Origin of the sequence: Streptomyces sp. XM4193, from assembly GCF_023072595.1 — a bacterium.
GTDB lineage: Bacteria > Actinomycetota > Actinomycetes > Streptomycetales > Streptomycetaceae > Streptomyces.
Genome location: NZ_JALLGK010000007.1, coordinates 91,187 through 115,405, shown reverse-complemented (window position 1 = coordinate 115,405; position 24,219 = coordinate 91,187). Strand labels below are relative to the sequence as shown.

Below are 24,219 nucleotides of genomic sequence, written 5' to 3'. Positions count from 1 at the left end.
CTCACCACTCCTTCTCTGCGTCGTCGCAGTTCAGCACTCGGGCGCACCGTCCGGCAGCCCACTTCAGCGCCATATCGTGGTCCTCGGCGGAGAAGTCGGCGACCGCGTCGGCGACCACGAACGCCTGGATGTCGCGCATCCAGGCGTCGCACGCCGTCATCAGGACTCCGATGTGCGCGTACACGCCCGTCACCACGAGCTGGTCGCGGCCCGCCGCGCGCATCCGCTCGTGCAGGTCGGTACGGACGAAGGCGCTGTACTTCCACTTCGTCACCACGGTGTCCTCCGGCCCCGGAGCGACTTCGTCCGCGACCGCGGCGGCGTACGGGTCGTCGGGCAACCCCGGGCCCCAGAAGTCCTGTTGGAGACCGCGTTCGGCCGGGCTCTGGCCGCCCGGCTGCGCCGTGTAGAGCACCGGCACACCGGCTCGCCGCGCCGCGTCGCGCAGCCGGGCCACCCCGGTGAGCATCCCGGTCACCGGTTCGGCGGTGCGGTCGAAGGCGGAGAGAAAGTGGTTCTGCAGATCGTGCACCAGCAGCACCGAGCGGCGCGGGTCGAGACGCCACTCCACCCGGTTGACCGGGAGCCGGTCGGCGGTGGGCAGCGGATAGGGACGGATCGCGGGAAGGGTCATCGTGGGGCGTCGTCCGATCTGGTGGTGGCGGTGGTGGCGGTGGTGGGAGTCGGCCGGGCAGGGGGCTCGGCGGCGTCGCGCAGCCCGGCCCCGACCGGGTCGGCCGAGGCCGCCGCGTCGGCGCGCAACTCCTTCTTGGAGATCTTCCCCACGCCGGTGCGCGGAAGCTCCTCGACGAACTCGACCCGGTCGGGCACCTTGTAGGCGGCCAGGCCCCGTTCGCGCACGAAGCGCCGAAGCGCCGCCGCCCGCACGGGTGCCGCGCCACGGCGCAGCACGACGTAGGCACGGGTGCGCTCACCGAGATAGGGGTCGGGCTCGGCGACGATGTTGGCGTCGTGCACCGCGGGGTGGGCGAGGAGGTGGTTCTCCACCTCCTCCGCGGCGATCTTCTCGCCGCCGCGGTTGATCTGGTCCTTGGCCCGGCCCTCGACCACGAGATGCCCGGTGGGAGTCAGCCGCACCAGGTCGCCGGTCCGGTAGAAGCCGTCCGGGGTGAACGCACGACGGTTGTGCTCCGGCGCCCGCCAGTAGCCGCGGATGGTGTACGGGCCCCGCGTGAGCAGGTGACCGGTCTCGCCCGCGGCGACCTCGCGGTCCTCCTCGTCGACCACCAGGATCTCGTCGTCGGGCGAGATCGGACGGCCCTGGGTGGTGACCACCAGTTCCTCGGGGTCCTCCAGCCGCGTGTAGTTGACCAGCCCCTCGGCCATGCCGAAGACCTGCTGCAGGGTGCATCCGAGGGCGGGCCGCACCCGTCGTGCCGCCTCCTCGGCGAACTTGGCGCCGCCCACCAGCAGCACCCGCAGGCTGCTCAGATCGTGCGGGGTGCCGGCCGCGGCCGTCTCGGTCCACACCAGCGCCAGCGGCGGCACCAGTCCGGTGAGGGTGACGCCCTCCTGCTCGATCAGCGGGAAGGCGGTGTCCGGTCCGGGGTGGGGGCAGAGCACGACCCTGGCCCCGGCGTACAGCGCGCCGAGCGTGCCGGGGGAGGAGAGCGGGAAGTTGTGGGCGGCCGGCAGCACGCAGAGGTAGACGCTCTCGGCGTCCACCCCGCAGATCTCGTTGGAGCCGCGGACCGAGTAGAGGTAGTCGTCGTGGCTGCGCGGAATCAGCTTGGGCACCCCGGTGCTGCCGCCGGAGAGCTGGAGGAACGCCACGTCGCCGGGCTCGGGTTCGGGGGCCGGGCCGGGGCCCGCCGCCTCGGAGGCCGGGGTGGCCACAGGCACGTCGGCCAGCGCCCGGTGCGCTCCCGGATCCGGGTCGGCGACCAGCACATGGCGCAGCCCCGGGGCGTCGGCGCGTACGCGGTCGGCGAGCGCGCGGTAGTCGTAGCCCTCGTGCTCGCCGGGGATCACATAGGCGACCGCCTCGGTGAACGTGCAAAAGTAGGAGATCTCGGTGTCCCGGTGCGCGGGCAGTGCGAACACCGGCAGTGCGCCGATCCGGAACAGCGCGAATACCACCTCGAAGAAGGCGGCGGTGTTGGGGAGTTGGACGACGACCCGGTCGCCGACCGCCACGCCCAGCGCGCGGAGCCCGGCGGCCATCGCGTCGGCACGCAGGTCCAGTTCGCGGTATGTCCAGCGCAGGCCGGCCGCGGGATCGACGAGCGCGATCCGTTCGGGGTGCTGTGCCGCGCGCTCGCGCAGCACTCCGCCGAAGGTCTCGCCGCGCCAGTGTCCGGCGGCCCGGTAGCGGTCGGCGAACTCGGCGGGCCAGGGCACCGCCCCGTCCCAGGAGTCGTGGTTCACAGCTGCGCTCCCACCGCGTCCAGGAAGGTGCGGAACTTGTCGCCCGTCTCGGCCATCTCGTCCTCGGGCCGGGAGGAGGAGACGATGCCCGCGCCGGCGAACAGCCGCAGTCCGTCACCCTCGGCCTCCGCGCACCGGAGGGTCACCACCCACTCGCCGTCGCCGTTGGCGTCGCCCCAGCCGACCATGCCGGTGAAGAAGCCGCGGTCGAAGCACTCGGCGTCGCGGATCACCTCGCGCGCCGTGTGGGTGGGCGTTCCGCAGACCGCCGGTGTCGGATGCAGCTCGCAGGCCAACTCCAGTGCGGACAGGTCCGGTTGGAGCAGAGTGCCGGTGACGGTGGTGGACAGGTGCCACATGGCGGCGGTGCGTGTCAGGGTCGGTTCGGCCGGTACCACCAGATCGCGGCAGTGCGGCCCGAGCGCCTGGTGCACCGCGTCCACGACCACCGCGTGCTCGTGCAGATCCTTGGCCGAGCGCAGCAGCGCGGCGGCACGGCGCACGTCCTCGGCCAGGTCGGGACTGCGCGGCGTCGACCCGGCCAGCGGGTTGGCGACGACCCGGCCGCCCGCGCGGGAGACCAGCAGTTCGGGGCTGGCACCGAGCAGGGTGCGGCCGGGGTGGGTGGGCAGTGCGAAGGTGTAGCCCCCCGGGTCCCGGCGCGCCAGCCGCTGGAGCATCGCCGGCAGGTCCGGCGCGCGTCCGCAGGACAGCTCCAGGGTGCGGGCGAGGACGACCTTGCTGAACTCCCCGCGCCACATGCGGTCCACGACCTCCTTGACCCGGGTGCCGTACTCCTCGGGCTCGGGCACCGCGCGTATCGACCAGTCGCCGCCCGACGGCGGTTCGGCAGGCAGCGCGACCAGCGGATCGCTGGTCAGCGGCGGCGCGCCGCGCAGGGTGCGCGGCACGGCGAGCGCCGCGGGCGCGCTCTGGTCGAAGGGGACGGCGCCGATCACCAGCGGCACCGGTGTGTTCGGGCCGCGCGCGGCCTCCAGCGTCCGGCCGACGCGCTCGGCCAGCGGCGAGGAACCGTGCGGCACTTCGTGCGCCGTGCCCCGGGCGAGGAGCGTACGGGTCGGGGTGGCCAGGAAGCGGTCGGTGCCAGGGGTGTAGGCGTCCAGCAGCACCGTCGCAGTCCCCACCGAGGGGTGGTGGTGGGACGCGGACGACGGTGGGGCGACTTCCGGTGCGGTGGACACGGGTTCTCCATTCTCGGTTCCGGGTGCCGCGCGCTGCTCCGCCGTGCGCGGTGCGCGGGAACGGGAGCGTCGCGGTCTGGGCTTTCAGCGCAGCGCGGCGCCGCCGTCGACGTAGAGCGTCTGCATCGTGATGTGGCGTGCGGCGTCGGAGAGCAGGAAGACCACGGTGTCGGCGATGTCCTCGGGCTGTGCGATGCGTCCGAGCGGGATGCCGGTGCGGAACGCCTCCAACGACCCCTGCACCACCTGGCGTTCGCCGCTGCCGTCCTTCCACAGGGCCCGCTGCATGGGGGTGTCGGTGGAACCGGGGGCGACCACGTTGCAGCGCACTCCCTGGCGCGCGAGTTCGAGTCCGAGGCTCTTGGTGAACATCTCGCTCGCGGCCTTGGAAGCCGCGTAGGCCGCCATCCGGGTGCGCGGCACGCCCGCGGCGTTGGACCCCACGGTGACCACGGCGCCCGAACGCCGCGCCGCCATCCCGCGGGTGACGGCGCGTGAGACGTGGAAGACCCCCGTGGTGTTGACGGCGAAGGTGTCCGCCCAGTGTGCGTCGGAGACTTCCGCGGCGCTGCCGGTGTGCAGCACTCCCGCGGCGTTCACCAGCAACTCCACCGGCTGCGCGCGCTGTTCGCAGCTCTCGACGAGGTCCTCGACCGCCGGTGCGTCGGTGACGTCGAGGCGGTGGGCGCGCACCGTGCCGGGCCCCGGGCGGCCCGCCCAGGCGTCCTGGAGCCGCTGGACGCCCTCGCCGTTGCGGTCGGTGGCCAGGACCCGGGCGCCGCGGGCAGCCAGGGCCTCGGCGACGGCGGCACCGATGCCCTGGGCGGCACCGGTCACCAGCGCGGTGCGCCCGGCGAACTCGCCCGGCTGTGGGTGGTCGGGCATGGCTGCCATCTCCCCCGATTCCTTGAGGCGCGGACTGCTTCCCTGTTCGGCCGCGGCGGAGGAGACCGCCACAGCATCGCTTAGGTTAGCCTCACCTTACGCTTCTTGCGAGGGGGTGGGTCGGGCAAAGGACGTGACGAGCGCCTCGTGCGCCGGGCGCCAACTGGGCGGTCGACGCGGCCCTTTGACGCCGAGCCGGAACGCGACCGCCGATCGTCCCGTGTCGGGGGCGAAGCTCAGGTGCGAAGGAGAGTGCGGCGGGCCGGGGTCTGCCCGGTCCGGAGGCGACCGACGGTCGGCGCCGGACGGCGCCGGTCGGGTGAGCGGTGCTTCGGGCCGCGCGCGCCGGGCATGCGTTCGGCGCTCCGTGCGCGGGTCGCAGCACTCGCGCGCTCAAGCAGTCGGCGGCGCGCGGGAGTCCCGCCGCCGTGTCGCGGTCGTTCTGGAGGGGCTTTCACGGTCGTTCGGGAGGGCCGCGCGGTGAGTGTCGGCGTGCCGGTCGCCGGGCCCGGTCCCTGCCGCCGGCCTTCGACTGAGGGCCGCCTCCCGGCGCGCCCGGGTGGTCCGTACGCGGGCGGGGGCGGCAGTCGGGTCCCGGTGCGCCCGACTCCGTTGCGCACGGCCGGTGTTCGGGGCCGGGCTCCGCGACCGCGGTGGGTCGCGGAGCCCGGCCGGGGCTACCGGGCCGTCACTTGTCGGCCGGGGCGTCGGCCTCGCAGGCGACGTCGTCCGACGGGAACTCGCCGTCGACCAGGTAGGAGGTCACCCGGTCGTCGGCGCACGCGTTGCCGGCCAGCACGTACGTGCCGTGGCCGCCCACGTCGGCGGTGACGAGCGCCGCCCGGTCACCGAGCGCGCGCCGCATCTTCTGCGCACCGGCCAGCGGGGTGGCGGGGTCGCGGTCGTTCTGCGCGATGAGGATGTTGCGCTTGCCCTCGTCGGTTATCTCCACCGGCTTCTCGACCGGGTCCTGCCAGAAGGCGCAGGGCTGGATGTTGGCTGCTGCCGCACCGTAGAGCGGGTAGCGCTCGCGGTCGGTGGCGACGTTGCGCTTGTAGTAGTCCACCGAGGTGGGCCAGCGCGAGTCGGCGCACACCACGTGGAGCCGGCCGGCGATCGCGTTCTCCAGGTTCATCGTCGGCGGCTCGGGGAACGGGGGCAGCTCGGTGCCCTTGTCCAGTGCCTGCCAGGTCTTGGCCAGCAGGGTGAGGGACGCGTCGTCGTCGGCGTAGAGCTGGGCGAAGGTCATGTGGCGGAAGCCGACCCCGTCGATCTCCTGCTCCGGGGCCTCGTCCAGCCGCTCGGCGAGCTCGAAGTACTTGGCGCGCACCTGCTTCGCGGTGGTGCCGAGCCCGAACTCGGGGCGCTCGGCCGCCCACTCGGCGAAGTCCGGGAACCTGTCCTCCATCCCGCGCCCGAAGTCGCGGCCGGCCTCGGAGTCCCAGCCGTTGGGACCCAGGCTGCTGTCGAGCACGACGCGGTCGGTGGTCTCCGGGAAGAGCGAGGAGTACACCGCGCCCAGGTGGGTGCCGTAGGAGTATCCGAGGAAGGACGCGGTGCGCTCACCGAGTGCGGCGCGGATCCGGTCCAGATCGCGTGCGGTGTTGGCGGTGGTCGTGTGCGGGAGCATGTCCGCGGTCTCGGAGTTGGCGCACTGCTCGGCGATCTTCTCGCTCTCTGCGGCCCACTCGTCCACATCGGCCTCGGTGGCCGCGTACGGCGGGATGTTGCCCTTGGCCTGCTGCTCGTCGGTGAGGTCGCAGGTCACCGGGGTGCTGCGGCCGACCCCTCGCGGATCGACACCGATGACGTCGTAGGAGTCGAGCACGTCCTGGGGCAGGCCCAGCGCCTTGAGCTGCGCGGGGAAGGAGAGCCCTGCGCCGCCGGGGCCGCCGGGGTTGGTGAGCAGCACGCCGCGGCGCTTGTCGGGGTTCTTGCTCGCCAGTCGGCTGATCATCACCTCGATCGTGCGGCCGTCGGGCTTCTTGTAGTCCAGGGGCACGTCGAGCGTGCCGCACTCCACGCCGTCGGCGGCGACGTCCTCCGGACAGTCGGCCCATTTGATCGAGCCCGTCCCCGGGGAGCCGGGGGCGGGCGTCGCGGCGGACGAGGCGGGGACCGCGGTGAGCGTCGCCGTGGAGGCGGCCATCACCACGGCGAGGGACAACAGCTTTCGCATGTGCACATGCCTTCCTGGTGGCGCGGGGCAGCGCCACCCCATGGGGTTCGGACGAGGGTCGGTTCAGACGGTCATGCGGCGCAGCACGTCGAGCTGGGCGTCGCTGTAGAGCTCCGTGATGACCTCGACCAGGGCTCGCTGGGTGAACTTCTCGCCGCGCGGTGCGTCGGCGCACACTCCGGCCGGTGCCGGGAAGGTCTCCTTCAGCTCCTTGGTCACGGGCAAATCGCGCAGACGGGCGGCCAGGTCCCGGCGGGTCGGTTCGTCCGCGTCCGGCGGGAGCTCGTCGAACTCCAGCAGCACCGGGTCCTCCGCGTGCTCCCGCACGGACTCGGCGTACCGGGAGAGCACTTCGGGTGCCAGGAGGTGGGCGAGCACCACGTTCAGCGAACGGTCCGCCTCCGAGACCCGGACCCCGTCGAAGGCCGCCGCCAGTTCGGGCGGCAGCTCCACCGGGGCCTTCTGGTGGAGGATCACCGACAGCTCCGCGCGGGTGCGCTGCATCCGCTCGATGGCCGCGGCGAGTTCCGCGTCCAGCTCGTGCAGTGCCTCGCCGGGATGCTCGGTGTCCTCCTCCAGGGTGCCGATCTGCGGCAGCGACAGGCCGAGGTCGGCAAGTCGCCTGATGCGCAGCACCCGTACGAGATGCGGTACGCCGTAGCTCTTGTAGCCGTTGGCGCGACGGTCGGGCTCCTTGAGCAGCCCGACGTCGTGGTAGTGCCGGACCGTGCGCAGGGTGGTCCCGGCCAGGTCGGCCAGTTGCTTGGTGCTCCACCCCACGACGTTCCCCGCCCCTCGATCCACCGGGGACGCGGGTGCGTCACCGGAGCACTCAGTGGAAACCATGCCGTTGCGGCACAGTCAAGCGGAACTTGCTCAACTGGCTTCCGGACAAAGGGAGTTGGCATCCGTGCGCCCTGTTCCGCGGCTGTTCCGCCGCCGGTTCGCGGCGCACGACGGGGTGCCGGGTGCCGCTCCGACGAAGTGGAGGACGCGAATCCGTTCACCGGTAGTTGAGTCCGGCACCGAATTGGTGCGTGTCGGCGGCGAGTCGGGTCGGACGCGAACGAGATCTTGTGCGTACGCGGTCACTGTGGCATGAATGTCTAGACCATTACTCGCACGATGAGAGGTGTCCTCGTGAGGCCCACCCCAAGGCTCTCCGCGCTGAGCACCGCCGCCTGCCTCCTGGCCCTCACCGCCTGCGGCGGTTCCGAGGACAGCGGCGCCGACAAGCCGACACTGCCTCCGGTGCCGACCGGCGTGACCGCCCACACCAGCAGCTCCACGACGGTGCACGTGATGTGGAACCGGTCGGACGCCGACAAGGTCCGGCGCTACGAGGTCTACCGCAACGGCGAGAAGGTCGAGACCGTGCCGGGCAAGCGCCACATGGTGGACATCGAGGGGCTCAAGCCCTCCTCCGCCTACACCTTCTCGGTGCGCGCCCGCGACGCCGAGGGCAACCTCTCCAAGCCCGGAGAGGCAGAGCGCGTCACCACCCCCTCCGCGGCCGAGGACGACAGCGAAGCGCCCACCGCGCCCACGGGGTTGAAGGCCCGGGCGGACGGCCCGCACTCCGCCACGCTGACCTGGGGGGCGTCGACCGACAACAAGAAGGTGACCAGCTACGACATCTACCAGGCCGGCACCCGTATCCACAGCGTCGACGGAGCGAGCACCACGGCGTCGGTGACCACGCTGCGCCCCGAGACCCGTTACACCTTCACGGTCCGGGCCCGCGACGCCGCCGACAACGCCTCCAAGGACAGCCCCTCGGCCCGCGTCACCACCGAGGCCGGCGCCGACGACTCCGGCTCCGAGGTGCCCACCGACCTCCAGGCCACCGTCCGCCACGCCAAGGACGGCCACCACCTGGAGCTGACCTGGAACGCGCCGAGCGTCGACGGCGAGGTCACCGAGTACGAGATCCATGTGGACGGCAAGTTCCGCTCCAAGCTCACGCTCGGGGAGTCGGCGCCCAAGTCGACCGCCAACTTCGGCCTCCCGGTGGGCAAGTCGGCGAAGACCTACGCCGTGAAGGTGCGCGGAAAGCTGCTGGACGGAAACTGGGGCGGCTTCAGCAAGGAGATCAAGGTCTCCACCGGCGAAGCGGGTGACGGGGACGGCGGAGGCTCCTCCGACCACGCGCACTGAGGTCCGTCGGGCCGGGGCGCGGGCCGGGAGGCGTCGGGGCACGGCCCTCGTTCCGACGCCCCGCGCTGCGGACGGGACGCGGCGTCGTTCTTCCCGCGACAGCGGCGCGGACGGTCAACCGGCCGCGGGGGCGCGGCGGTCGGGCCGCGGACCGGCAGCGCCCGGGCGGTTCACAGCCGGGTGCGGATGGTCCGCAGCTCGCTCAGTGCCTCCTCGGCCAGGGCGGTGGCGCGCTCCACCCGCTCGGCGAGCGAGCCGCCCATCGGCACCCGCGCCGCTCCCGCGACGTCCGTGCGTACGGCCGGGGTCGCGGAGCCGGGCGAACCCACCGCGGGCCCGGACGGGACTCCCGGCACGGTGGGCTGGAGCGTCAGGTCGAAGGCGATGAGGTCGGAGCGGTGCCAGGTCGAGAACACCTCGACCGGCCTGCCCTCCTGATCCGTGCTCGTGCCCTCCAGCAGCAGCAGCGGAGTCCCGGGGGCCACCGCGAGGGCCGCGTCCAGCGGGGGTGCCGCCGCGACCGCGCGGATCGTGCGCCGGCCGTCGGCGATCCGGCGACCGGTGGTCTCGGTGACCAGCTGGTGCAGCGAGCCGTGCGTCAGCGCCTCACGGTCCAGGCCGGACGCCACCTCCGCGGGCAGATGGGTGCGGATGAACGCCGCGGGCAGGTCGTCGACGCTGCGCAGCCGCTCCAACACCCAGACCTCGTCGCCGAGTTCGCTCACGTGGCCGGGCGCCGAGGCCGGCTCCAGCCGCAGCACCCGGGTGGAGGTCCGGGCGCCGCGCTGCTGCAGCTGCGCCATCAGCCCGGAGGAGAGGTCGACGTCGCGGTGCATCTCGGCGCGCGGCGCCACGACCGTTCCGCGCCCGCGCGCCCGGCGCACCAGCCCCTCGGACTCCAGCGTCGCCAGCGCCTGCCGCACCACCGAACGCGAGACGGAGAACCGCTCCTGGAGCTCGCTCTCGCTGGGCAGCAGATCACCCGGAGTCAGCTCGCGGTCGTGGATGCGCCCGCGCAGATCCGCGGCGATCCGGGTGTGCAACGGCGTCCTGGCCACGTCGCCCTCTCCTGTCCCGTGCGTCCGCTGCGTCGAACACGCGGCCCGCTCTCCTGTCGGCAGGCTCAGGTTAGGGCACGCTCGGCCTCCTGGGCCGCGTCCCACACATGGCCCCAGCCCGGCGCCAACTCCGCCGCGCGCTCCGCCGCCAGGACGAGGCTGGCCTCGCGCGCCTGTCCGCTGCCGGCGATGTCGAAGGCGGTGCCGTGGTCGACGGAGACCCGCACCACCGGGAGGCCGACGGTGATGTTGACGCCGTCGTCGCCGTAGACGGCCTTGAACGGGGCGTGGCCCTGGTCGTGGTAGCAGACGACCACCAGGTTCCAACGTCCGCGCACCGCCTGGGGGATGAGGGCGTCGGCGGGCAGCGGCCCGTGTGCGTCCAGGCCCGCGGCCCGGGCCCGTTCGACGGCGGGCGCCAGTACGTCGGCGTCCTCGTGGCCGAAGATCCGGTTCTCACCGGCGTGCGGGTTGAGGCCGGCCACGCCGATGCGCTCGCCGGGGCGGCCCAGCGCCCTGGTGAACGCCCCGACCAGCGCGAGCACCGAGTCGGTCCGCTGGGGCGTGACTCCGGAGATCGCCTCGCGCAGCGAGACGTGCGTCGTCAGATGGAAGACGTAGAGGTCGCCCGCGGAGAGCACGAGCGAGAAGTTCCGTACGCCGAACTCGTGCGCCAGCAGCTCGGTGTGGCCGGGGAACTGGTGGCCTGCCGCGTGCATGGCGGCCTTGTTGAGCGGCGCGGTGACGATGCCCTGCACCGCACCCTGCTTGGCGAGCTCGACGGCTGCCACCACGTAGCGGTGCGCGGCTTCGCCCGCGTCGGGGTGGAGCCGGCCGAAGGGCACGTGGTCCAGTTCCGGTCCCGTCTGCACGACCTCGACCAGCCCCGGGTCGTTGGTCGCCTCGCGGGGGTGGGAGAGGACCCGGACCACCGAGGGGTCGGCGCCGACCGCTTCGCAGCCGCGCCGCAGGGCGTCCGCCGTGCCGATCACCACGGGAACGCAACGCTCGCGCAGCTGCGGGTGGTTGAGCAGCGTGAGCACGGTGATCTCGGGGCCGATCCCGGCGACGTCGCCGAGGGTGAGTGCGAGCACGGGCCTGGTCATCGAGGATTCTCCGAATCGTTCGGGGTGCGCAGTGTGCGCAGGAGCAGGGAGAGGGTGGTGCGGTCGCCGAAGCCGCCGGCCTTGGTGACCACGGGCAGCCCGTGCAGCGGGCCGCCGGCGATCTGCCCGTGGGGGACGCCTTCGGTGACGAGCCCGCGGACGGTGACGCCGTGCGCGCCCACCGCGGCGAGGAACGCGCCGGCGCCGTCCCCGCCGACCAGTACGACGGCGTCGAAACCGTGGTCGGGCAGGGTCAGGGCGTGCGCGGCCCGGCGGGCGAGCGCGGTCGCCAACCGGGCGCCGGGTAGCGAGTCGGTGCGCTCCTCCGGCGAGAGCAGGACCACCGCGCCGCTGCCGGACGGCAGCGGGCGGGCGATGTCCTCGGGCAGCTCGTCGGCGTCGGTGCGTACGACGGTGACCGCCTCGTGCGGTGAGGCGTACGCGCCGTGCGGGGCGTCCGCGGTCGGGGTGCCGCCGTGCGAGCTGTCGCCGCGCGGCGGCGCGCCGGGCGCGGTCCCGGCGGCGGCGAGGGCCGCCACCTGCTCCCGGGCCACCGCGTGGTGCGAGGAGACCAGGACCAGCGGACGGCGTGCGAAGGGAGGCGCGTCGGCCGTGCGCCGGGGCGCGGCCCCTCCGTCCGCCGGACGTGCCCACAACTCGGCCAGCGGGGCGGCGAGTCCGGCCGAGCCCGCGGGTACGACGCGCGGGCCCAGCAGGTCGACGGCTTCGGCGAGACGGGCCAACTCCTCGTCGGTGCGGGCGTCCACGGCGACCACCGGCGCGCGCCGGCCGGCCTCCTCGAGTGCCGCGGCCCACTGCGCCGCGGTCGGGAAGGTGCCCAACCCGACCGCGCCGGGCACCAGTTCGGTCAGCGCGTCGAGGGTGACCGGGGTGACCGGATCGCGACCGGCCGGGGACCGGGACACGGGGACGTCCCGCACCAGCAGTCGGCCCCGCACCACCGTGCGGTGCATCGACGGATAGGCCGGGCAGAGCACCACCAGGGCGTCGGGGTGGGCGGCGCGGCGCGCGTCCAGGGCGCCGGACAGCTGGCCGGCGACCGAGCCGCGCAGCGTGGAGTCGACCTTGAGGTAGAGCCGGTCGTCCGCGGCGAGGCCCTCGCGCTCGACCGCCGCGCGGGTCGTACGCCGCGCCTCCTCGTGGCCCAGCGCGCGGGCGTCGGTGGAGACCGCCGTCGCTCCCCGGGCGGGACCTTGAAGCGTCGGGGCGTCAGGCTTCGGGTCGTCAGGCTTCGGCTCGTCGTGCGTCGGGGTGTGACCGGAGCCGGCGTGGCCGGGTTTGCCCGGGAGCCGGAGGACGGTCGGCCAGCCGGCCCGGGCGAACTGGACGCCGGTGTCGTTGGCGCCGGTCAGATCGTCGGCGACCACCAGTACCCGCCCGCTCATGTGCGCGCCTGCCCGTCCGTCCGGCCGGAGTCCGGCGAGGGCGGTGCGGCCGTGGAACCGCCGTGCCCGGCGCCCGGCCCGGCGTCCGCGGCGCCGTCCGGTGCGGTTCCGCCGGCTCCGGGGCCGACCTCCGCGGCTCCGGCCTCGGGCGGGCCGCCGTTGCCGCTCGGATCCGCTCCGGACTCCTCGTCCAGGAGGTTGCCGTCCTCGTCGACGACGGTGAGCCCGCCCTCGCGCTTGAGGACCCAGGAGGCGAGCAGCGGGGCCAGCACGGCGGTGATCAGCGCGGAGGCCGCCACCTGGGCGGTGGCCGTCTCCACGTACGGCGCGAACTTGGGATCGGCCGCCCCGACGATGGCCGGGGTGGCGATGGCGTTGCCGGCCGTGGTGGCGGCGGCGAAACCGAGGCCGCTCTTGTTGCCGCGGCGCAGCACCAAGCGGTAGCCGAAGTAGACCAGCGCGCCGGTGAACGGGGCGACGATCGCGCCGACGACCAGCCCGGAGGCTCCGCCCTTGACGACCGCGCCCAGGTCGATGCCGGTGCCCAGACCGAAGGCGAAGAAGGGGATGACGATGTTCGGGGTGGCGCGCATGATGTCGCGCCACTTGGGGTCGAGGTTGCCGACCAGCATGCCGAGCAGGAACGGCACGACCGCCGCGAGCAGCAGGGTCCCGGGGATCGCGGCGAGACCGGACATGCCGAGGAAGAGCATGGAGAAGAACGGGCCGTCGTTGATCGCGGAGGCCAGGTACGCGCCTCGGTCCCGCTTGTCGCCGTAGCGACCGGTGAAGGCCAGCCACAGGCCGCCGTTGGAGTTGTCGATGGCCACCAGCAGCGCCAGGATCGAGACGCCGGCGACGCCGTCGATGCCCACGACGAGGCCGAGCAGCACCACCGCGCCCGCCGGGATCAGCGACTTCGCGGTGAGGATCACCGCGGCGTGGGCGAGTACGGGTCCGCTGGTGCGGGCGGTGACGTGGGTCCCGGTGGCGAAGATCAGCAGGGCGATCAGCGCCATGGCGCCGTCCTTGAACAGCGCCGTGGTGAAGCTGCCGATCTCCAGAGCCGGCATGGCGAAGGTGCCCATGACCGAACCGAGGATGAGGGGCACCAGCATCAGGCCGCCCGGAAGCCGGTTCATGGCGTCGAAGAGCGGGACGATCGTGCGGTCCTCGTGGGGTGAAGGTTTCATGGGCTCTCCGTGATCACGCCAGGAAGTCGGACAACTTGTCCGTACGTTATGTATGTACGTTCGCGCTGTCCCGTCACCTTGTCAACCCCTCGGCCGTGCGCCGCCGCGACCGGCCGGAGCCCCGCCGACATCGGCCTGCGGGGCGTCCACCCGCACCGTTGCCGACGGACCCCGCGCCGGCCCGGGTGGCGCCGCACGTTCGGTGCCACCCGCATTCCCGGCCGCCGGCCGGTCCGCGCCGATGGGGGAGCGGTGTGCGGAAGACGGGTGGTGAGCACTCATGTGCCTGGCGCCCGGGGCGAGTTGACTCACCTCTGTCGGCCCGAACACACCACCCGGTGTACCGCGGCACCCGACCACACGAGAGGAACAGCCATGAGCGTTCTGGACCTGCAGCACCTCGAGCCCGAGCTCAACGCCTTCAACGCCGCCTCCTGGAGCGTCACCAGCAGCTCCAGCGACTGCTGCAAGAACGAGCCGGAGCTCGAGCAGCAGTGATTCCCCGGCTCGTGCGGAGGTGAGTCTCGCCTCCGCACGAGCCGTTCCCCGCGCCGGCCACCAGACGCTCCCGGACTCACAGAGGCTTCAGATGCGCAACGAACGCTGGGTCAACCGCTTCCACTACGCCTGGAACAACACACTGTTCTTCGACCCGCTCGATGTGTACTACGAGCCGCGGGCTGATCACTTCCTGGCCTCGCTGGACGAGCACAAGCGCGCGCTGTTCCGGCGCAGCGGCATCTGGTGGAGTCACCGGCACAACCGCGAACTCCCCGCCCAGGGCTGGAAGATCCATGTGTCCGCGGAGCCCGGCCGGGTGCGCGAAGTGGCCGCGAAGGTGATCGACTGCCTCACGGCGCGGCGGGTGGACTTCAAGATCGCGCTCGACGTCAACATCTACGAGATCCTCAACTCCAAGGCCATGGCACGAGGCGGTGGCGGAAAGCTCGTCACCGTCTACCCGCGCGACGACGAGGAGTTCCGCAGCTGCCTGGCGGACCTCGCCGAGCGGCTGGAGGGCATCGAGGGCCCCTACGTCCTGTCCGACCTGCGGTACAAGGACCACCGGACGCTCTACTTCCGCTACGGGCAGTTCCTCGACACCCACGAGATCGATGTGCTCGGGCGCAGAGTGCCGCACATCCAGGGCCCCGACGGACCCGTCCAGGACATCCGACGCCCCGGCAACGCGCATCCGGACTGGGTCGCCTGGCCGTTCGACGACTGGAAGCCCGAGCAGGAGCCCGAGGGCGACGGACTGCTCGGCGGCCGTTTCCGGGTGACCGGGGCGATCCAGTTCTCCAACAGCGGCGGCGTCTACACGGCGCAGGACACCCTCGACGGCGACCGCAAGGTGGTGCTGAAGGAGGCGCGTCCGCACACCAATCCGAACCTTCGCCAGGCGCACGACGCGGTGGAGATCCAGGCCCGCGAGTGGCAGTTCCTCAACCGGCTGGCCGACGAGGGCTCCTTCCCGGTGCCCATCGCCCGGTTCCAGCACTGGGAACACCACTTCATCGCGATGGAGTTCCTGCCGGGCGCCGACATCCGGGCGGTGCTGCTGGACCGGAACCCGCTCACCCGGCCCGGTTCGCACCCCGAACGCTCGGCGGAGTTCCTGAAGCTCTATCTCGACGTCTTCCGCGAGCTGGCCACCACGATCCACGCCGCCCACCAACGCGGCGTCGTACTCGGCGACTTCACCCCCGCCAACGTGCTGATCGACACCGAGACCCACCGGGTGAGCATCGTCGACCTCGAGGCGTGCCGGCTCCTGGAGCCCGAGCACGCCGCCGCCGAGCAGGCGCTGAGCCGGCCGGTGGAGCTGTTCACCCCGGGCTTCAGCCTCTCCAGGAACAAGTACCGTCTCACCGGCCCCGAGAGCGACCTCTTCGGTCTGGCCACCTCGATGGCGTACTTCGTCTTCCCGATCGCCGCCATGTCCTATCTGCGCGAGAACGTGCTGGAGAACTTCGGGGTCTTCTTCGAGGCGCTGGGCTGGCCGGAGAGCGTCCACCGGCTGGTCACCGACCTCGCCGCGGCACGCGTCGGTCTGCCCGAGGTGCTGGAGGCGCTGTCCGACGAGGAGGCGCTGCTCGGCGCGGTGCGCGCCCCCGCAGTCCCCGTGGTCGACGAGGAGCGGATGGGTTGGGCACGGACCGAGGCCGAGGTGGCGGCGTTCGTCGCGGCCGTCGCCGACCCCGAGCGCGCCACCCTCTTCCCCGTCGACCCCTTCACCCACATCAGCAACCCCCTCAGCCTCGGCTTCGGAGCGAGCGGTGTGCTCTGGGCGCTGAACGCGAGCGGTGCCCCGATCGAGCCGCAGTGGCGCGACTGGCTGGAGCGGGCCGTCGACGACATGCGCACCGAGGCACACCCGGACGGGCTGATGACCGGACTGGCCGGGATCGCCTGGGCGGCCGACTCGCTCGGACTCCGGGAGCAGGCCCGACGGCTGCTGGCCCGGGCCAACGAGCGCGCCCCCGAGGTGGGCGACCACTCCTTCTACTACGGGCTGTCCGGCGTCGGCATGACCAATCTGCGCTTCCACCTGAGCGACGGCGACCCGCGCCATCTGGAGGCCGCCCGCGAATGCGCCCGCGCGCTGCGGGAGTCGGCGGTGCGCGAGGACGGAACGGCCCACTGGCGCAACGCCTTCACCCGCGAGGAGCCACTGAGCGGACTGGGCTACGGGCAGGCCGGCGTGGCGCTCTTCCTCCTGCGGATGCACCAGATCACCGGCGAGGACGGGTACTTGCGACTCGGCCGCGAGGCCCTCGCCTTCGAGATGTCCCGGGCCGGCGCGGGCGGCGCCGCCTCCGACGACCGGGAGATGGTGACCTTCGCACAGGGCGGCACCGTCGAGCCCTACGTCGAGGTGGGCGCAGCCGGAGTGCTCCAGGTCCTGCTGCGCTACGGCGACCTCGACCGGGCACGCGCGGTGGCACGCGGACTGGACTTCCGGTTCTCGGTGCTCCCGGCGTACGGCTTCGGCATCAGCGGCGTCGCCGACGCGCTGCTGGACGCCGCCGACTTCACCGGGGACCCCTCCTACCGCACCATCGCGCTGCGCCAACTCGACTACGTGCGCTCGACGTTCCTCTTCGAACCCGACCCGCGCTTCGGACTGCCGCGCGAGGCCGGGCAGCGGCTGCTGGGAGTGCCGGGAGAGGGGATGACGCGCTGCGCCACCGACTACCTGACCGGCTCGGCGGGGGTGCTGCGCGTACTGCACCGGGTGAACAACGCGGGAGGGGCGGACTTCCTGCTCGACGAGGCGGCGCCGTGAAGGAGCTGTGGCAGACGCTGCGGGGCCACCGACCCAGGTTCCTCGCGCTGATGATCGCCGAGGCGGGCACCGGCGGCATCGAGGCGCTGCTCCACCCGCTCCTGCTGAAGGCGATCTTCGACCAGGCCATCCTGGCCGGCGACTTCCACCGGTTCGCGCTGCTCGGTGGCTGCTACCTGGTGCTCGGACTGACCCTGAACCTCGCGGCGTTCTGGATCTCCACCTGGCGCAAGCGGTTCGAGAACACCGTCATGCTCGGCCTGGAGAGCGAACTGCTGGGCCGCACCCTGGCACTGGACGGACGCAGACTCTCCGGACCCGGACACGCCTCGTACGTCAGCCGCATCCACAACGACGTCAAGGAAGGCGTACTGCCCTCCATCGACGTGTGCGTACGCGTCGGCAAACTGCTGGTCACCTCGGTGGTCTTCCTCGGGGTGCTGCTCTGGCTCTCCTGGCAGGCCAGCCTCGTCCTGCTGCTGGTCGTCCCGCCGCTGGTCCTGGTCAGCAACCGGCTCGCCAAGCAGATCGAGAAGAACACCGGGCCCGAACGCGAGGCGGAGGCCGGGTACGTCAACCGGCTGAGCGCCACCCTCGGCGCCTTCCACGCGCTGCGCGGCATGCCCGCGCTGATGCCCGCCACCCGGGAGACCAACCGACGCGGACTCGGCGGCTACCTCGACCTGACCTACGTCAACTACCGGCTGACGGTCAAACAGCGCACCCTGAGCAATGTGACGATGAACCTCTCGGACACCGCCTCCATGGTCGTCGGCGCGTTCTTCGTCTTCAGCGGCAGGATGACCTTCGGCAGCTTCCTGGCCTTCGTCAACTCGCTCTGGCGGGCGGTGACCGGCATCTTCGACCTGATCAACCTGATCCCGCAGGTCCGCCGCAACACCGCCGTGCTCCGGCGCATCCACAGCCTCCGGGAGAGCCGCCACGAGCCCTGCCACCGAGAGGGCGCGCAGGTGCGACTGCGCGGGGCGAGCGTGCGCCACGACCCGCGGTCCGCCACCGAGGTGCGCCTGCCGGACTTCGAACTGGCCGCCGGGGAGAAGGTGTTGCTCCGGGGCCCGAACGGCTGCGGCAAGACCACGCTGCTGCACGTGCTCGGCGGAACGCTGGCCCCGGACACGGGTGCGGTCACCCTTCCGCCACGGGTCGCCGCCCTCACCGCGCCGGTGAACCTCCCCCCGCTGCCGGTCGGGGAACTGGTGCCCGACGCCGAACTGCGCGGCGCCCTGATGCTCGACGGACTCCTCGACCAGCTGCCCGCCAACCTCTCCTCCGGCCAGCGCCAACGCGTGGGTGTGGCAGCGCTGCTCGGCGAGGAGGCGGACGTCTACCTCGCCGACGAGCCGTTCGCCAATCTCGACGAGCACGGCCGGGACACCGTCCTGCGCGAACTGGTCGAACGCACCGCCGGGCGGGCGCTGCTGGTCGTCCACCACGGCGAGGAGGGACTGGACGTCCGCTTCGACCGCGTGGTCACCCTGCGCCGCCCGACCGGCCCCGCGCCCGCCGACGAGGCACCGGCCACGACCTCGGCGACGGAGCCGTCGCCGGCGACCGTCGAGCCGTCCCTCGCACGCGAGTTCGCGCCCTCACAACGGGGCGACCACGCCGACTGACACCCCGCCCCACCGCAGGAGCCGCAGCGCTCGGGGCCGCACCGGTGGGGCGCGGCCGGCTCCCCGGGCGCGGCGGTGCGCGGCGGGGCGAACCGGACGCCTGCGCCGCCCCGCCGCCGGTCGGCAGCCTCAGTGCACGGGGAGCCGGCCGTGCTCCGGACCGTGTTGCGACCGCACCGCCCCGGCGAAGGCGGTGCGGTTGGGGTGCCCGGTCTTCTGAAGCAGGCTCGCCACATGCTTCTCGACGGTGCGGGGCGAGATGTGCAGCGCCGCGGCGATGTCCTTGTTGGCGGTCCGCTCGACCAGCAGCCGCGCCACCTCGTACTCCCGGGCGGTGACGCCCTGGCGGCGCAGTGTCGGCGGCACGTGCTCGACCCCCTTGCGCCGCTGCCGCACCGGGGCGCCCATGCCGCGCAGCAGCGCCCGGCAGGCGCCGGCCGCGGCCGCGAGCCGTGCGCCGTGGAAGTGCTCCTCGGCCTCGCGCAGCCAACACACCGGCTCACCCCACCCGTTGAGATGCGCCTCCTCGGCGACCAGACGCAGACCGAGAGCACGGGCGGTCGGGTAGCGGACCGCCGCCTCCAGTGCCAGCCGGGCCTGCGCGGTCGCCTCGTCGCGCTGCTTCTCCCTGCCCAGCAGCACCGCCTTCGCCAGCCGGGCGAAGAACTGGTTCCAGTGCGTGCTCGCGTGGTGCACGCCCTGCTGATCGCTGTGATGTCCGCTGCCGAGCCGGCCCTCGAGCACCCCCAGCAACAGGACCGGCCCGTATCGGCCGAAATCCTCCACGCTGGGGTTCTGGGCCTCGTGCACCTGCGCTCGGGCGAACTCCCGGTCGGCGTCCCCCCGGCGCTCCTCCAGCAGTGAGCAGAACGCCCGCGCCGCCCCGTACGCCATCGGGTCCAGTCCCGGCACCGACTCGGCCGGCGGACACAGGCCCGACAGCACCTCCTCCATCTCCGCACGCCGGCCGCGGTGCGCCAGCAGCGTGGCCCGGGCGAGCCCGATCCGGGCCAACGCCCCTGCCAGGCCCAGCCGTTGGGCCTCGGTCTCCAGGGCGCGCAGCCGTGAACCCGCCGACGCGAACTCGCACCGGCGCATCTCCTCGCGCGCCAGCGACAGCCCGATCTCCTGCGTCAGCGCGGGCATGCCCAGCCGCTGCGCCTCGCGCAGAGCCTGTTCGACGCCGGCCTGCTCACCGCCCCGTTCGGCCTCGACGAGCGCCAGCCGCGCCTCGGCGAGCACGGCCTCGGCGGGAAGCCGGTGGGCGAGGGCCAGGCTGCGGGCGGCGGCGAGCTGGATCAGTACGGCCGAGTCCTCGCTGTCGGCGGTCAGCCGCGAGAGCAGCAGCGCCGCCCGGCAGGCGACTTGCGGCAGCTGCGCGCGACGGGCGCCGGCCAGTGCGCGGTGGGCGAGTTCCCGGGCCGTGCGCAGCCGGGTGGGGCCCAACCGGTGGGGTTCGACCTGCGCGGCGGCCAGGTCCACGACGGCCGCCTCGGCACCCCGCGCTCCACCGGGCAGCGACCAGCAGGCGAGTTCGAGGTGGGCCAGCGCGCGGTCGGGTCGGCCCGCGAGCAGCGCGAGTTCGGTCAGCCGGGCGTGGAGCCGGGCACGGTGCGCGGGGGACAGATCGTCCGGCAGCGACTGGGCGCTGTTGACCAGGGCGGCGACCGGGGCGAGCCGCGCGGTGTGGGCGACGGCCTCCAGCACCGACTCCAGCGCCCTGCCCCGGGCGGCCGAACCGGCGTTCGCGGCAAGACGGTTGGCGCGTCCCAGCAGCGCCGGCACCCGGTCGCCCCCGCCCGCCGGCAGGGCGCACGCCACCTCCCGGCAGTACAGGTCCACGGCCGCGGCGGGGTCCTGGCCCAGCTCGTGGAGCTCGGCCGCGCGCACCCGCCACAGACCGGGAACCGGTTCTCCCGACTCGCCCAGCTCCACCAGCGCGCGCGCCAACTGCCGGGCCCGGGCGGCCCGGTCCAGCGGGCCGAGCCCGGCCAGTTGCACCTCGGCCACCAGCCGGTACCGGAAGGCGTACCAGCTCGGGTCCGCCCGGTCCGGGACGATCAGCGAGGCGGCGGACAGCGCCCGTACGACGGCGGAGAGCCGGTCGTCGTCCCAACCCAGCGCACGGCGCGGGACGGAGAGCGGAAAGCGCGACCCGAAGAGCGCGGCGACGCTCAGGAAGTCCGCACCGTCCGGTCCCAGTCCGGCCACCCGGCAGCGCAGATCGGCGGCGACCGCTGCCGGGATCGCGCGGGGGTCCCGCCCCTCACCGTCCGGCCGGTGGAGCAGCTCGGTCACCACGAAGGGGATGCCGCCGCTGCGTTCCATCACCGTCCGCACCCGGGCGTCGGAGACCTCGGACCGGGCCGACGCCCGGGTGCGGACGAGGAGTTGGTGCACCTGCGCGGCGGTCAGCGGCCCGAGTTCCAGCACCGTCGCCACTCCGCGCTGACGGGCCCGAGGCGCCAGTTCCTGCGCCACCGCACTCTCCGTCCGCGCCGTGAGCAGCAGCGCCACCGGCAGCCGGGCGAGATGGTCCAGCAGATACTCGACCACGGCCAGCGTGCCGGGATCGGCGTCATGGAGGTCGTCCAGCACCAGCAGCACCCCGCGCCGGCGTCCCGCGTCGGCGAGCAGCCGCAGCACCGACTCGGCGACCACCACCGGAGATCCGGCCGGGTGCGGAGCACCCGAGAGCAGCCGCGCGAGCACACGTCCGTACCGGTCCGTCCCGGCCTGCCCGGCGGGGAGCCCGGACCTGGTCAGCGCATGCAGCGCCGCCGCCAGAGACCGGTAGGGCACCTGCGGCCCCACGGTGCCGGCCCGGCCCGTTCCGGTCGCCGTCCGGTCGCCGGCCAGCGCGACCGCCTCGGCGGCGAGCCGGGTGCGGCCGGCGCCCGGCTCGCCGGTCAGGAACACGGCCCCTCCCCGGCCGGCCCTCGCCTCCTCGAGCACGGCTGCCAGGTGCGCCGTCTCCGGGCCGCGCCCGACGAGCGGGCAGGCGGTGCGGGCGGGGCGGTTGCCGTCCGCCGCCCGCCCGCCGTCGGCGCACTCCTGAGGCGCCCGCGGGCTCTGGACCCACTGGTCCGGCGGGCGGGGGCGGTCCGGGGCCCGGCGGTCCGCGACATCGTGGCCCGGGGCACGGTGGCCCGGGGCACCCTGGTCCGGGGCGCGGTGGTCCGGCAGGCTCTGGTCCCGGGGCCGGAGGTGCAGGGCTGCGACGGTTTCGGAACGGACTGGCGTCTGCGTCATCGGTCTCTCCTGGTCCGGGAAGAGAAAGCTCGACTCGATCGATTCCGCGGCGGGACCGGGGGCACGGCTTCGGCGTCGGGCCGGGTCCGGCCCGGGCCACCGCGGTTCTCCGGTGCGGCACGCGGGTGCGCGGCTCACGATAGGGAGCGCCGACAGCCGTTCCCAGCCGTCTCTTTGGGGGGCTTGCCGCGGCGCCCGTCCCCCTCCGGGCGGGGCCGCACCGCGGCTCGGCGCCTCCGGCGCGTGCGGCGCCGTACGACCCGTACGAGCCGTACGAGCCGTGTGCCTCAGCCGTCGTCGAGGCTGTCCTCCCGCACGACTCTGGCGAGGTCGATCTTGGTGTACGCCGGTCGGCCCGCCTGCCGGTACTTGGCCTTGACGCGGTTCAGGTAGTCCTTGGCCGTGTGCACCGTGATGCCCGCACGCCGCGCGGCCGACTTCAGCGTCATCCCGGACGCGTAGTCGAGCAGCACCTGCCGTTCGCGGGGGGAGAGACGGGGCCGGGACGGGCTGTCGTCGTGGGCGCAGGCGAAGGCGAGTTCGGGGGAGTGGGCACCGCGGCCGGCGGCGACGTCCTCGATGGCGGCGACCAGGGTGGGCAGGTCGTTGTCCTTGGTCAGGTAGCCGTCGGCGCCCGCCCGGATCGAGGCGATGACCTGGGTCCGGTCGGGCACGGTGCTGATCACCAGGACGCGGCTGCCGGAGCGCAGCAGGCGGCGGATGTTCTCGCCGGGCGTCGAGTCGTCGCGCAGCCGCAGATCGAGCAGGACCACGTCCGCCGGTTCGTACGGCGCGGCCGGCGGGGCGGGGTCCAGCAGCCGGGCGACGGTGGTGGCCGTGGCGACCAGTCTCAGCTGCGGGGCCTGCCCCAGCCACGACCGCATGCCGTCGGTCAGCATCCGGTCGTCGTCGACGAGCGCGACGGTGATCACCCCGGCCACCTCAGCTCCACCCGTACGCCCTCTCCCGGCGCCGTGTCGAGCACTGCTCGTCCACCGACCTGCGCCATCCGGTCGTGCACGGAGCGGCGCAGCCCGAGGCCGGGCTCGTAGTCGCTCGGGTCGAAGCCGGGCCCCCGGTCGACCACCGTGACCTGTACGCTCCGGCGCGAGGTGTCGCCGGTCGCGGTGACGTACGCGTGGTCGGTGCCAGCGTGCCTGCGCACGTTGTTGAGCGCCTCGCGGACCGCGTCGGCGAGGGCTGTCGCGACCTCGGAGGGGACCTCGGGCAGGGTGTGGCACTGGACGGTGACGCGCAGTCGGAGCCGCTCTGCGTCGGCGACCGCGCCCTCCAGAGCCTCGGCGAGGCTCCGGTGGGCCTCCTCGTCGGCGGTCTGCTGGACGAGGCGTCGCAGCCGCGCGGCCTCCCGGGCACAACGTTCGCGCACATGCGCGGAGTTGGCGTCCACGCTGCCGGAGGCGAGGGTGGTGAGGGTGGCCAGCACGGTGTCGTGCAGCATCAGATGGTGCTCCAGGCGCTCGGCGTAACGCGCCTTCCTCGCCTCGGCGGCCAGGGCGCGCGCGTTGGCGTCGTCGAGCATCCGGCCCTGCCGGCGCAGGTACCACCAGAAGGTCCACGCCATCGCGGCGGAGAAGAGCAGCGAATTGGTGTGGCCCAGGATGACGGCGGTGCCGGCCGAGACCAGCCGGTACCCCAGCAGATGGGTCAGTGCCAGCAGCGCGACGGCGCCGAGCAGTGTCCAGCGCCGCAGCACCACCGCGGCGGCGGCGCTGGAGGAGGTGCCGAGCAGCATCACCCAGCCGAGCTCGGCGGACTGGTCCGCCCCGCCCCAGGCGTACAGCACCAGCGGGAGAGCGGCGCCGTTGACGAGGATGTCGGCCCACAGGAACCGGCGGTCGAACCAGCCGCGGCGCAGGGCCGTTCCGAAGAGCAGCACGCTCAGGGCCAGTGCGATCAGCAGCGCCGCGTAGTGGGCCGGCTGGTCCCGCTGGTGCTGCAGTACGGCCAGCAGACCCACCGTCAGATGGCTGACCCGGTAGAGCATGGTGGCCAGGAGCATGAAGGACTGGGCACGTTGGAGCCCGGAGCCGATCGCCGTCGAATCGGGCGGTGTTCTCGGCCCGGTCAATCGCGATAATCGCGACGACACCGTCCCCGCCCTTCCTCGCGCGGCTGCCCCGGCGTCCGAAGTCGCTGCTGCGGGTGGCGAGTTCGGCCACCGCTGCGCCGTCGGGAGCCCATGACCGGGCACATCCTAGCTCAGCATGTTCATGAGGAGACAACGCCGGACGGTCCGCCCAAATCCGGAATGTGAGGTTCCGGGCTCGGGCGGCGGGAGGACCGGCATACTTCTCGCTGAGTGTCCGGTGGCTGTCGCCGGCGTGCGGTCGCCCCGGCCGGCCCGCCCTCCCCGGAGTGCCCGGCGAAGGTGCGACTGTGTGCTGTCCGTCGTGCGGGCCGGACGGCCGCGGCGGTGAAATCTCGTCAACTTGCTTGTCTGCGGCGTGTC

17 protein-coding genes are annotated in these 24,219 nt (G+C 73.4%); 4 read left to right on the top strand and 13 right to left on the bottom strand.

From position 1 onward, the window contains the following. Window position 1: 1 nt before the first annotated feature. From MTQ01_RS18855 to MTQ01_RS18830, 6 genes are all read right to left on the bottom strand, one after another. Window positions 2-634 carry an isochorismatase family protein gene (locus tag MTQ01_RS18855; RefSeq protein WP_247491821.1) on the bottom strand — a complete coding sequence of 211 codons (633 nt, stop codon included), beginning with the start codon at window positions 632-634 and terminating at the stop codon, window positions 2-4. Next, window positions 631-2,388 (bottom strand): (2,3-dihydroxybenzoyl)adenylate synthase, encoded by a 1,758-nt coding sequence (locus MTQ01_RS18850; RefSeq protein WP_308294415.1) that lies wholly within the window; start codon window positions 2,386-2,388, stop codon window positions 631-633. Before MTQ01_RS18850 ends, MTQ01_RS18855 begins: the two co-directional genes overlap by 4 nt. Continuing rightward, window positions 2,385-3,590, bottom strand: coding sequence for an isochorismate synthase (locus tag MTQ01_RS18845; RefSeq protein ID WP_247491820.1), 1,206 nt, complete (start codon window positions 3,588-3,590; stop codon window positions 2,385-2,387). Before MTQ01_RS18845 ends, MTQ01_RS18850 begins: the two co-directional genes overlap by 4 nt. Before the next feature lie 84 nt (window positions 3,591-3,674). Next, the gene (locus MTQ01_RS18840) at window positions 3,675-4,475 is read right to left on the bottom strand and encodes a 2,3-dihydro-2,3-dihydroxybenzoate dehydrogenase (RefSeq protein WP_247491971.1); all 801 of its coding nucleotides are present in this window, start codon (window positions 4,473-4,475) and stop codon (window positions 3,675-3,677) included. Between the two features lie 688 nt (window positions 4,476-5,163). After that, a complete protein-coding gene (locus MTQ01_RS18835; RefSeq protein WP_247491819.1) occupies window positions 5,164-6,654 on the bottom strand; it encodes an alpha/beta hydrolase in 1,491 nt (496 codons plus the stop codon). A 63-nt stretch (window positions 6,655-6,717) separates the two neighbouring features. Beyond that, window positions 6,718-7,434 carry a MerR family transcriptional regulator gene (locus tag MTQ01_RS18830; protein ID WP_247491818.1) on the bottom strand — a complete coding sequence of 239 codons (717 nt, stop codon included), beginning with the start codon at window positions 7,432-7,434 and terminating at the stop codon, window positions 6,718-6,720. Window positions 7,435-7,794: 360 nt separating this feature from the next. Between MTQ01_RS18830 and MTQ01_RS18825 the strand changes: the two genes are divergently transcribed. Next, window positions 7,795-8,811 carry a fibronectin type III domain-containing protein gene (locus MTQ01_RS18825; RefSeq protein ID WP_247491817.1) on the top strand — a complete coding sequence of 339 codons (1,017 nt, stop codon included), beginning with the start codon at window positions 7,795-7,797 and terminating at the stop codon, window positions 8,809-8,811. 170 nt (window positions 8,812-8,981) lie between these two features. Here the strand turns inward: MTQ01_RS18825 and MTQ01_RS18820 are convergent, their stop codons facing one another. From MTQ01_RS18820 to MTQ01_RS18805, 4 genes are all read right to left on the bottom strand, one after another. Then, window positions 8,982-9,869 (bottom strand): GntR family transcriptional regulator, encoded by an 888-nt coding sequence (locus MTQ01_RS18820; protein ID WP_247491816.1) that lies wholly within the window; start codon window positions 9,867-9,869, stop codon window positions 8,982-8,984. A 65-nt stretch (window positions 9,870-9,934) separates the two neighbouring features. After that, a complete protein-coding gene (gene pdxA, locus MTQ01_RS18815; RefSeq protein WP_247491815.1) occupies window positions 9,935-10,975 on the bottom strand; it encodes a 4-hydroxythreonine-4-phosphate dehydrogenase PdxA in 1,041 nt (346 codons plus the stop codon). Beyond that, a complete protein-coding gene (locus MTQ01_RS18810) occupies window positions 10,972-12,381 on the bottom strand; it encodes a four-carbon acid sugar kinase family protein (protein WP_247491814.1) in 1,410 nt (469 codons plus the stop codon). Before MTQ01_RS18810 ends, pdxA begins: the two co-directional genes overlap by 4 nt. Continuing rightward, window positions 12,378-13,574 carry a 2-keto-3-deoxygluconate permease gene (locus MTQ01_RS18805; RefSeq protein WP_247491813.1) on the bottom strand — a complete coding sequence of 399 codons (1,197 nt, stop codon included), beginning with the start codon at window positions 13,572-13,574 and terminating at the stop codon, window positions 12,378-12,380. The genes MTQ01_RS18810 and MTQ01_RS18805 overlap by 4 nt, the downstream gene beginning before the upstream one ends. A 375-nt stretch (window positions 13,575-13,949) precedes the next feature. Between MTQ01_RS18805 and MTQ01_RS18800 the strand changes: the two genes are divergently transcribed. From MTQ01_RS18800 to MTQ01_RS18790, 3 genes are all read left to right on the top strand, one after another. Further along, the gene (locus MTQ01_RS18800; protein WP_247491812.1) at window positions 13,950-14,072 is read left to right on the top strand and encodes a class III lanthipeptide; all 123 of its coding nucleotides are present in this window, start codon (window positions 13,950-13,952) and stop codon (window positions 14,070-14,072) included. Window positions 14,073-14,163: 91 nt separating this feature from the next. Further along, on the top strand, window positions 14,164-16,863 hold the full coding sequence (lanKC, locus tag MTQ01_RS18795) for a class III lanthionine synthetase LanKC (RefSeq protein ID WP_247491810.1): 2,700 nt from the start codon (window positions 14,164-14,166) through the stop codon (window positions 16,861-16,863). Next, on the top strand, window positions 16,860-18,497 hold the full coding sequence (locus tag MTQ01_RS18790; RefSeq protein ID WP_247491808.1) for an ABC transporter ATP-binding protein: 1,638 nt from the start codon (window positions 16,860-16,862) through the stop codon (window positions 18,495-18,497). Before lanKC ends, MTQ01_RS18790 begins: the two co-directional genes overlap by 4 nt. Before the next feature lie 129 nt (window positions 18,498-18,626). Here the strand turns inward: MTQ01_RS18790 and MTQ01_RS18785 are convergent, their stop codons facing one another. The 3 genes from MTQ01_RS18785 to MTQ01_RS18775 all read right to left on the bottom strand — a co-directional run bounded on the left by MTQ01_RS18785 (window position 18,627) and on the right by MTQ01_RS18775 (window position 23,838). After that, the gene (locus MTQ01_RS18785; protein WP_247491807.1) at window positions 18,627-21,749 is read right to left on the bottom strand and encodes a LuxR family transcriptional regulator; all 3,123 of its coding nucleotides are present in this window, start codon (window positions 21,747-21,749) and stop codon (window positions 18,627-18,629) included. Window positions 21,750-22,036: 287 nt separating this feature from the next. Further along, window positions 22,037-22,690: a response regulator transcription factor gene (locus MTQ01_RS18780; protein ID WP_247491806.1), complete on the bottom strand. Its 654-nt coding sequence runs from the start codon at window positions 22,688-22,690 to the stop codon at window positions 22,037-22,039. Then, the gene (locus tag MTQ01_RS18775; protein WP_247491805.1) at window positions 22,678-23,838 is read right to left on the bottom strand and encodes a sensor histidine kinase; all 1,161 of its coding nucleotides are present in this window, start codon (window positions 23,836-23,838) and stop codon (window positions 22,678-22,680) included. Before MTQ01_RS18775 ends, MTQ01_RS18780 begins: the two co-directional genes overlap by 13 nt. Between the last annotated feature and the right edge of the window lie 381 nt (window positions 23,839-24,219).

Bases quoted from the DNA above. Each gene is read 5' to 3' on its own strand.
- MTQ01_RS18855 (WP_247491821.1), bottom strand. From the start codon at position 634: ATGACCCTTCCCGCGATCCGTCCCTATCCGCTGCCCACCGCCGACCGG.
- MTQ01_RS18840 (WP_247491971.1), bottom strand. From the start codon at position 4,475: ATGCCCGACCACCCACAGCCGGGCGAGTTCGCCGGGCGCACCGCGCTG.
- MTQ01_RS18835 (WP_247491819.1), bottom strand. From the start codon at position 6,654: ATGCGAAAGCTGTTGTCCCTCGCCGTGGTGATGGCCGCCTCCACGGCG.
- pdxA (WP_247491815.1), bottom strand. From the start codon at position 10,975: ATGACCAGGCCCGTGCTCGCACTCACCCTCGGCGACGTCGCCGGGATC.
- MTQ01_RS18810 (WP_247491814.1), bottom strand. From the start codon at position 12,381: ATGAGCGGGCGGGTACTGGTGGTCGCCGACGATCTGACCGGCGCCAAC.
- MTQ01_RS18805 (WP_247491813.1), bottom strand. From the start codon at position 13,574: ATGAAACCTTCACCCCACGAGGACCGCACGATCGTCCCGCTCTTCGAC.
- MTQ01_RS18800 (WP_247491812.1), top strand. From the start codon at position 13,950: ATGAGCGTTCTGGACCTGCAGCACCTCGAGCCCGAGCTCAACGCCTTC.
- lanKC (WP_247491810.1), top strand. From the start codon at position 14,164: ATGCGCAACGAACGCTGGGTCAACCGCTTCCACTACGCCTGGAACAAC.
- MTQ01_RS18785 (WP_247491807.1), bottom strand. From the start codon at position 21,749: ATGACGCAGACGCCAGTCCGTTCCGAAACCGTCGCAGCCCTGCACCTC.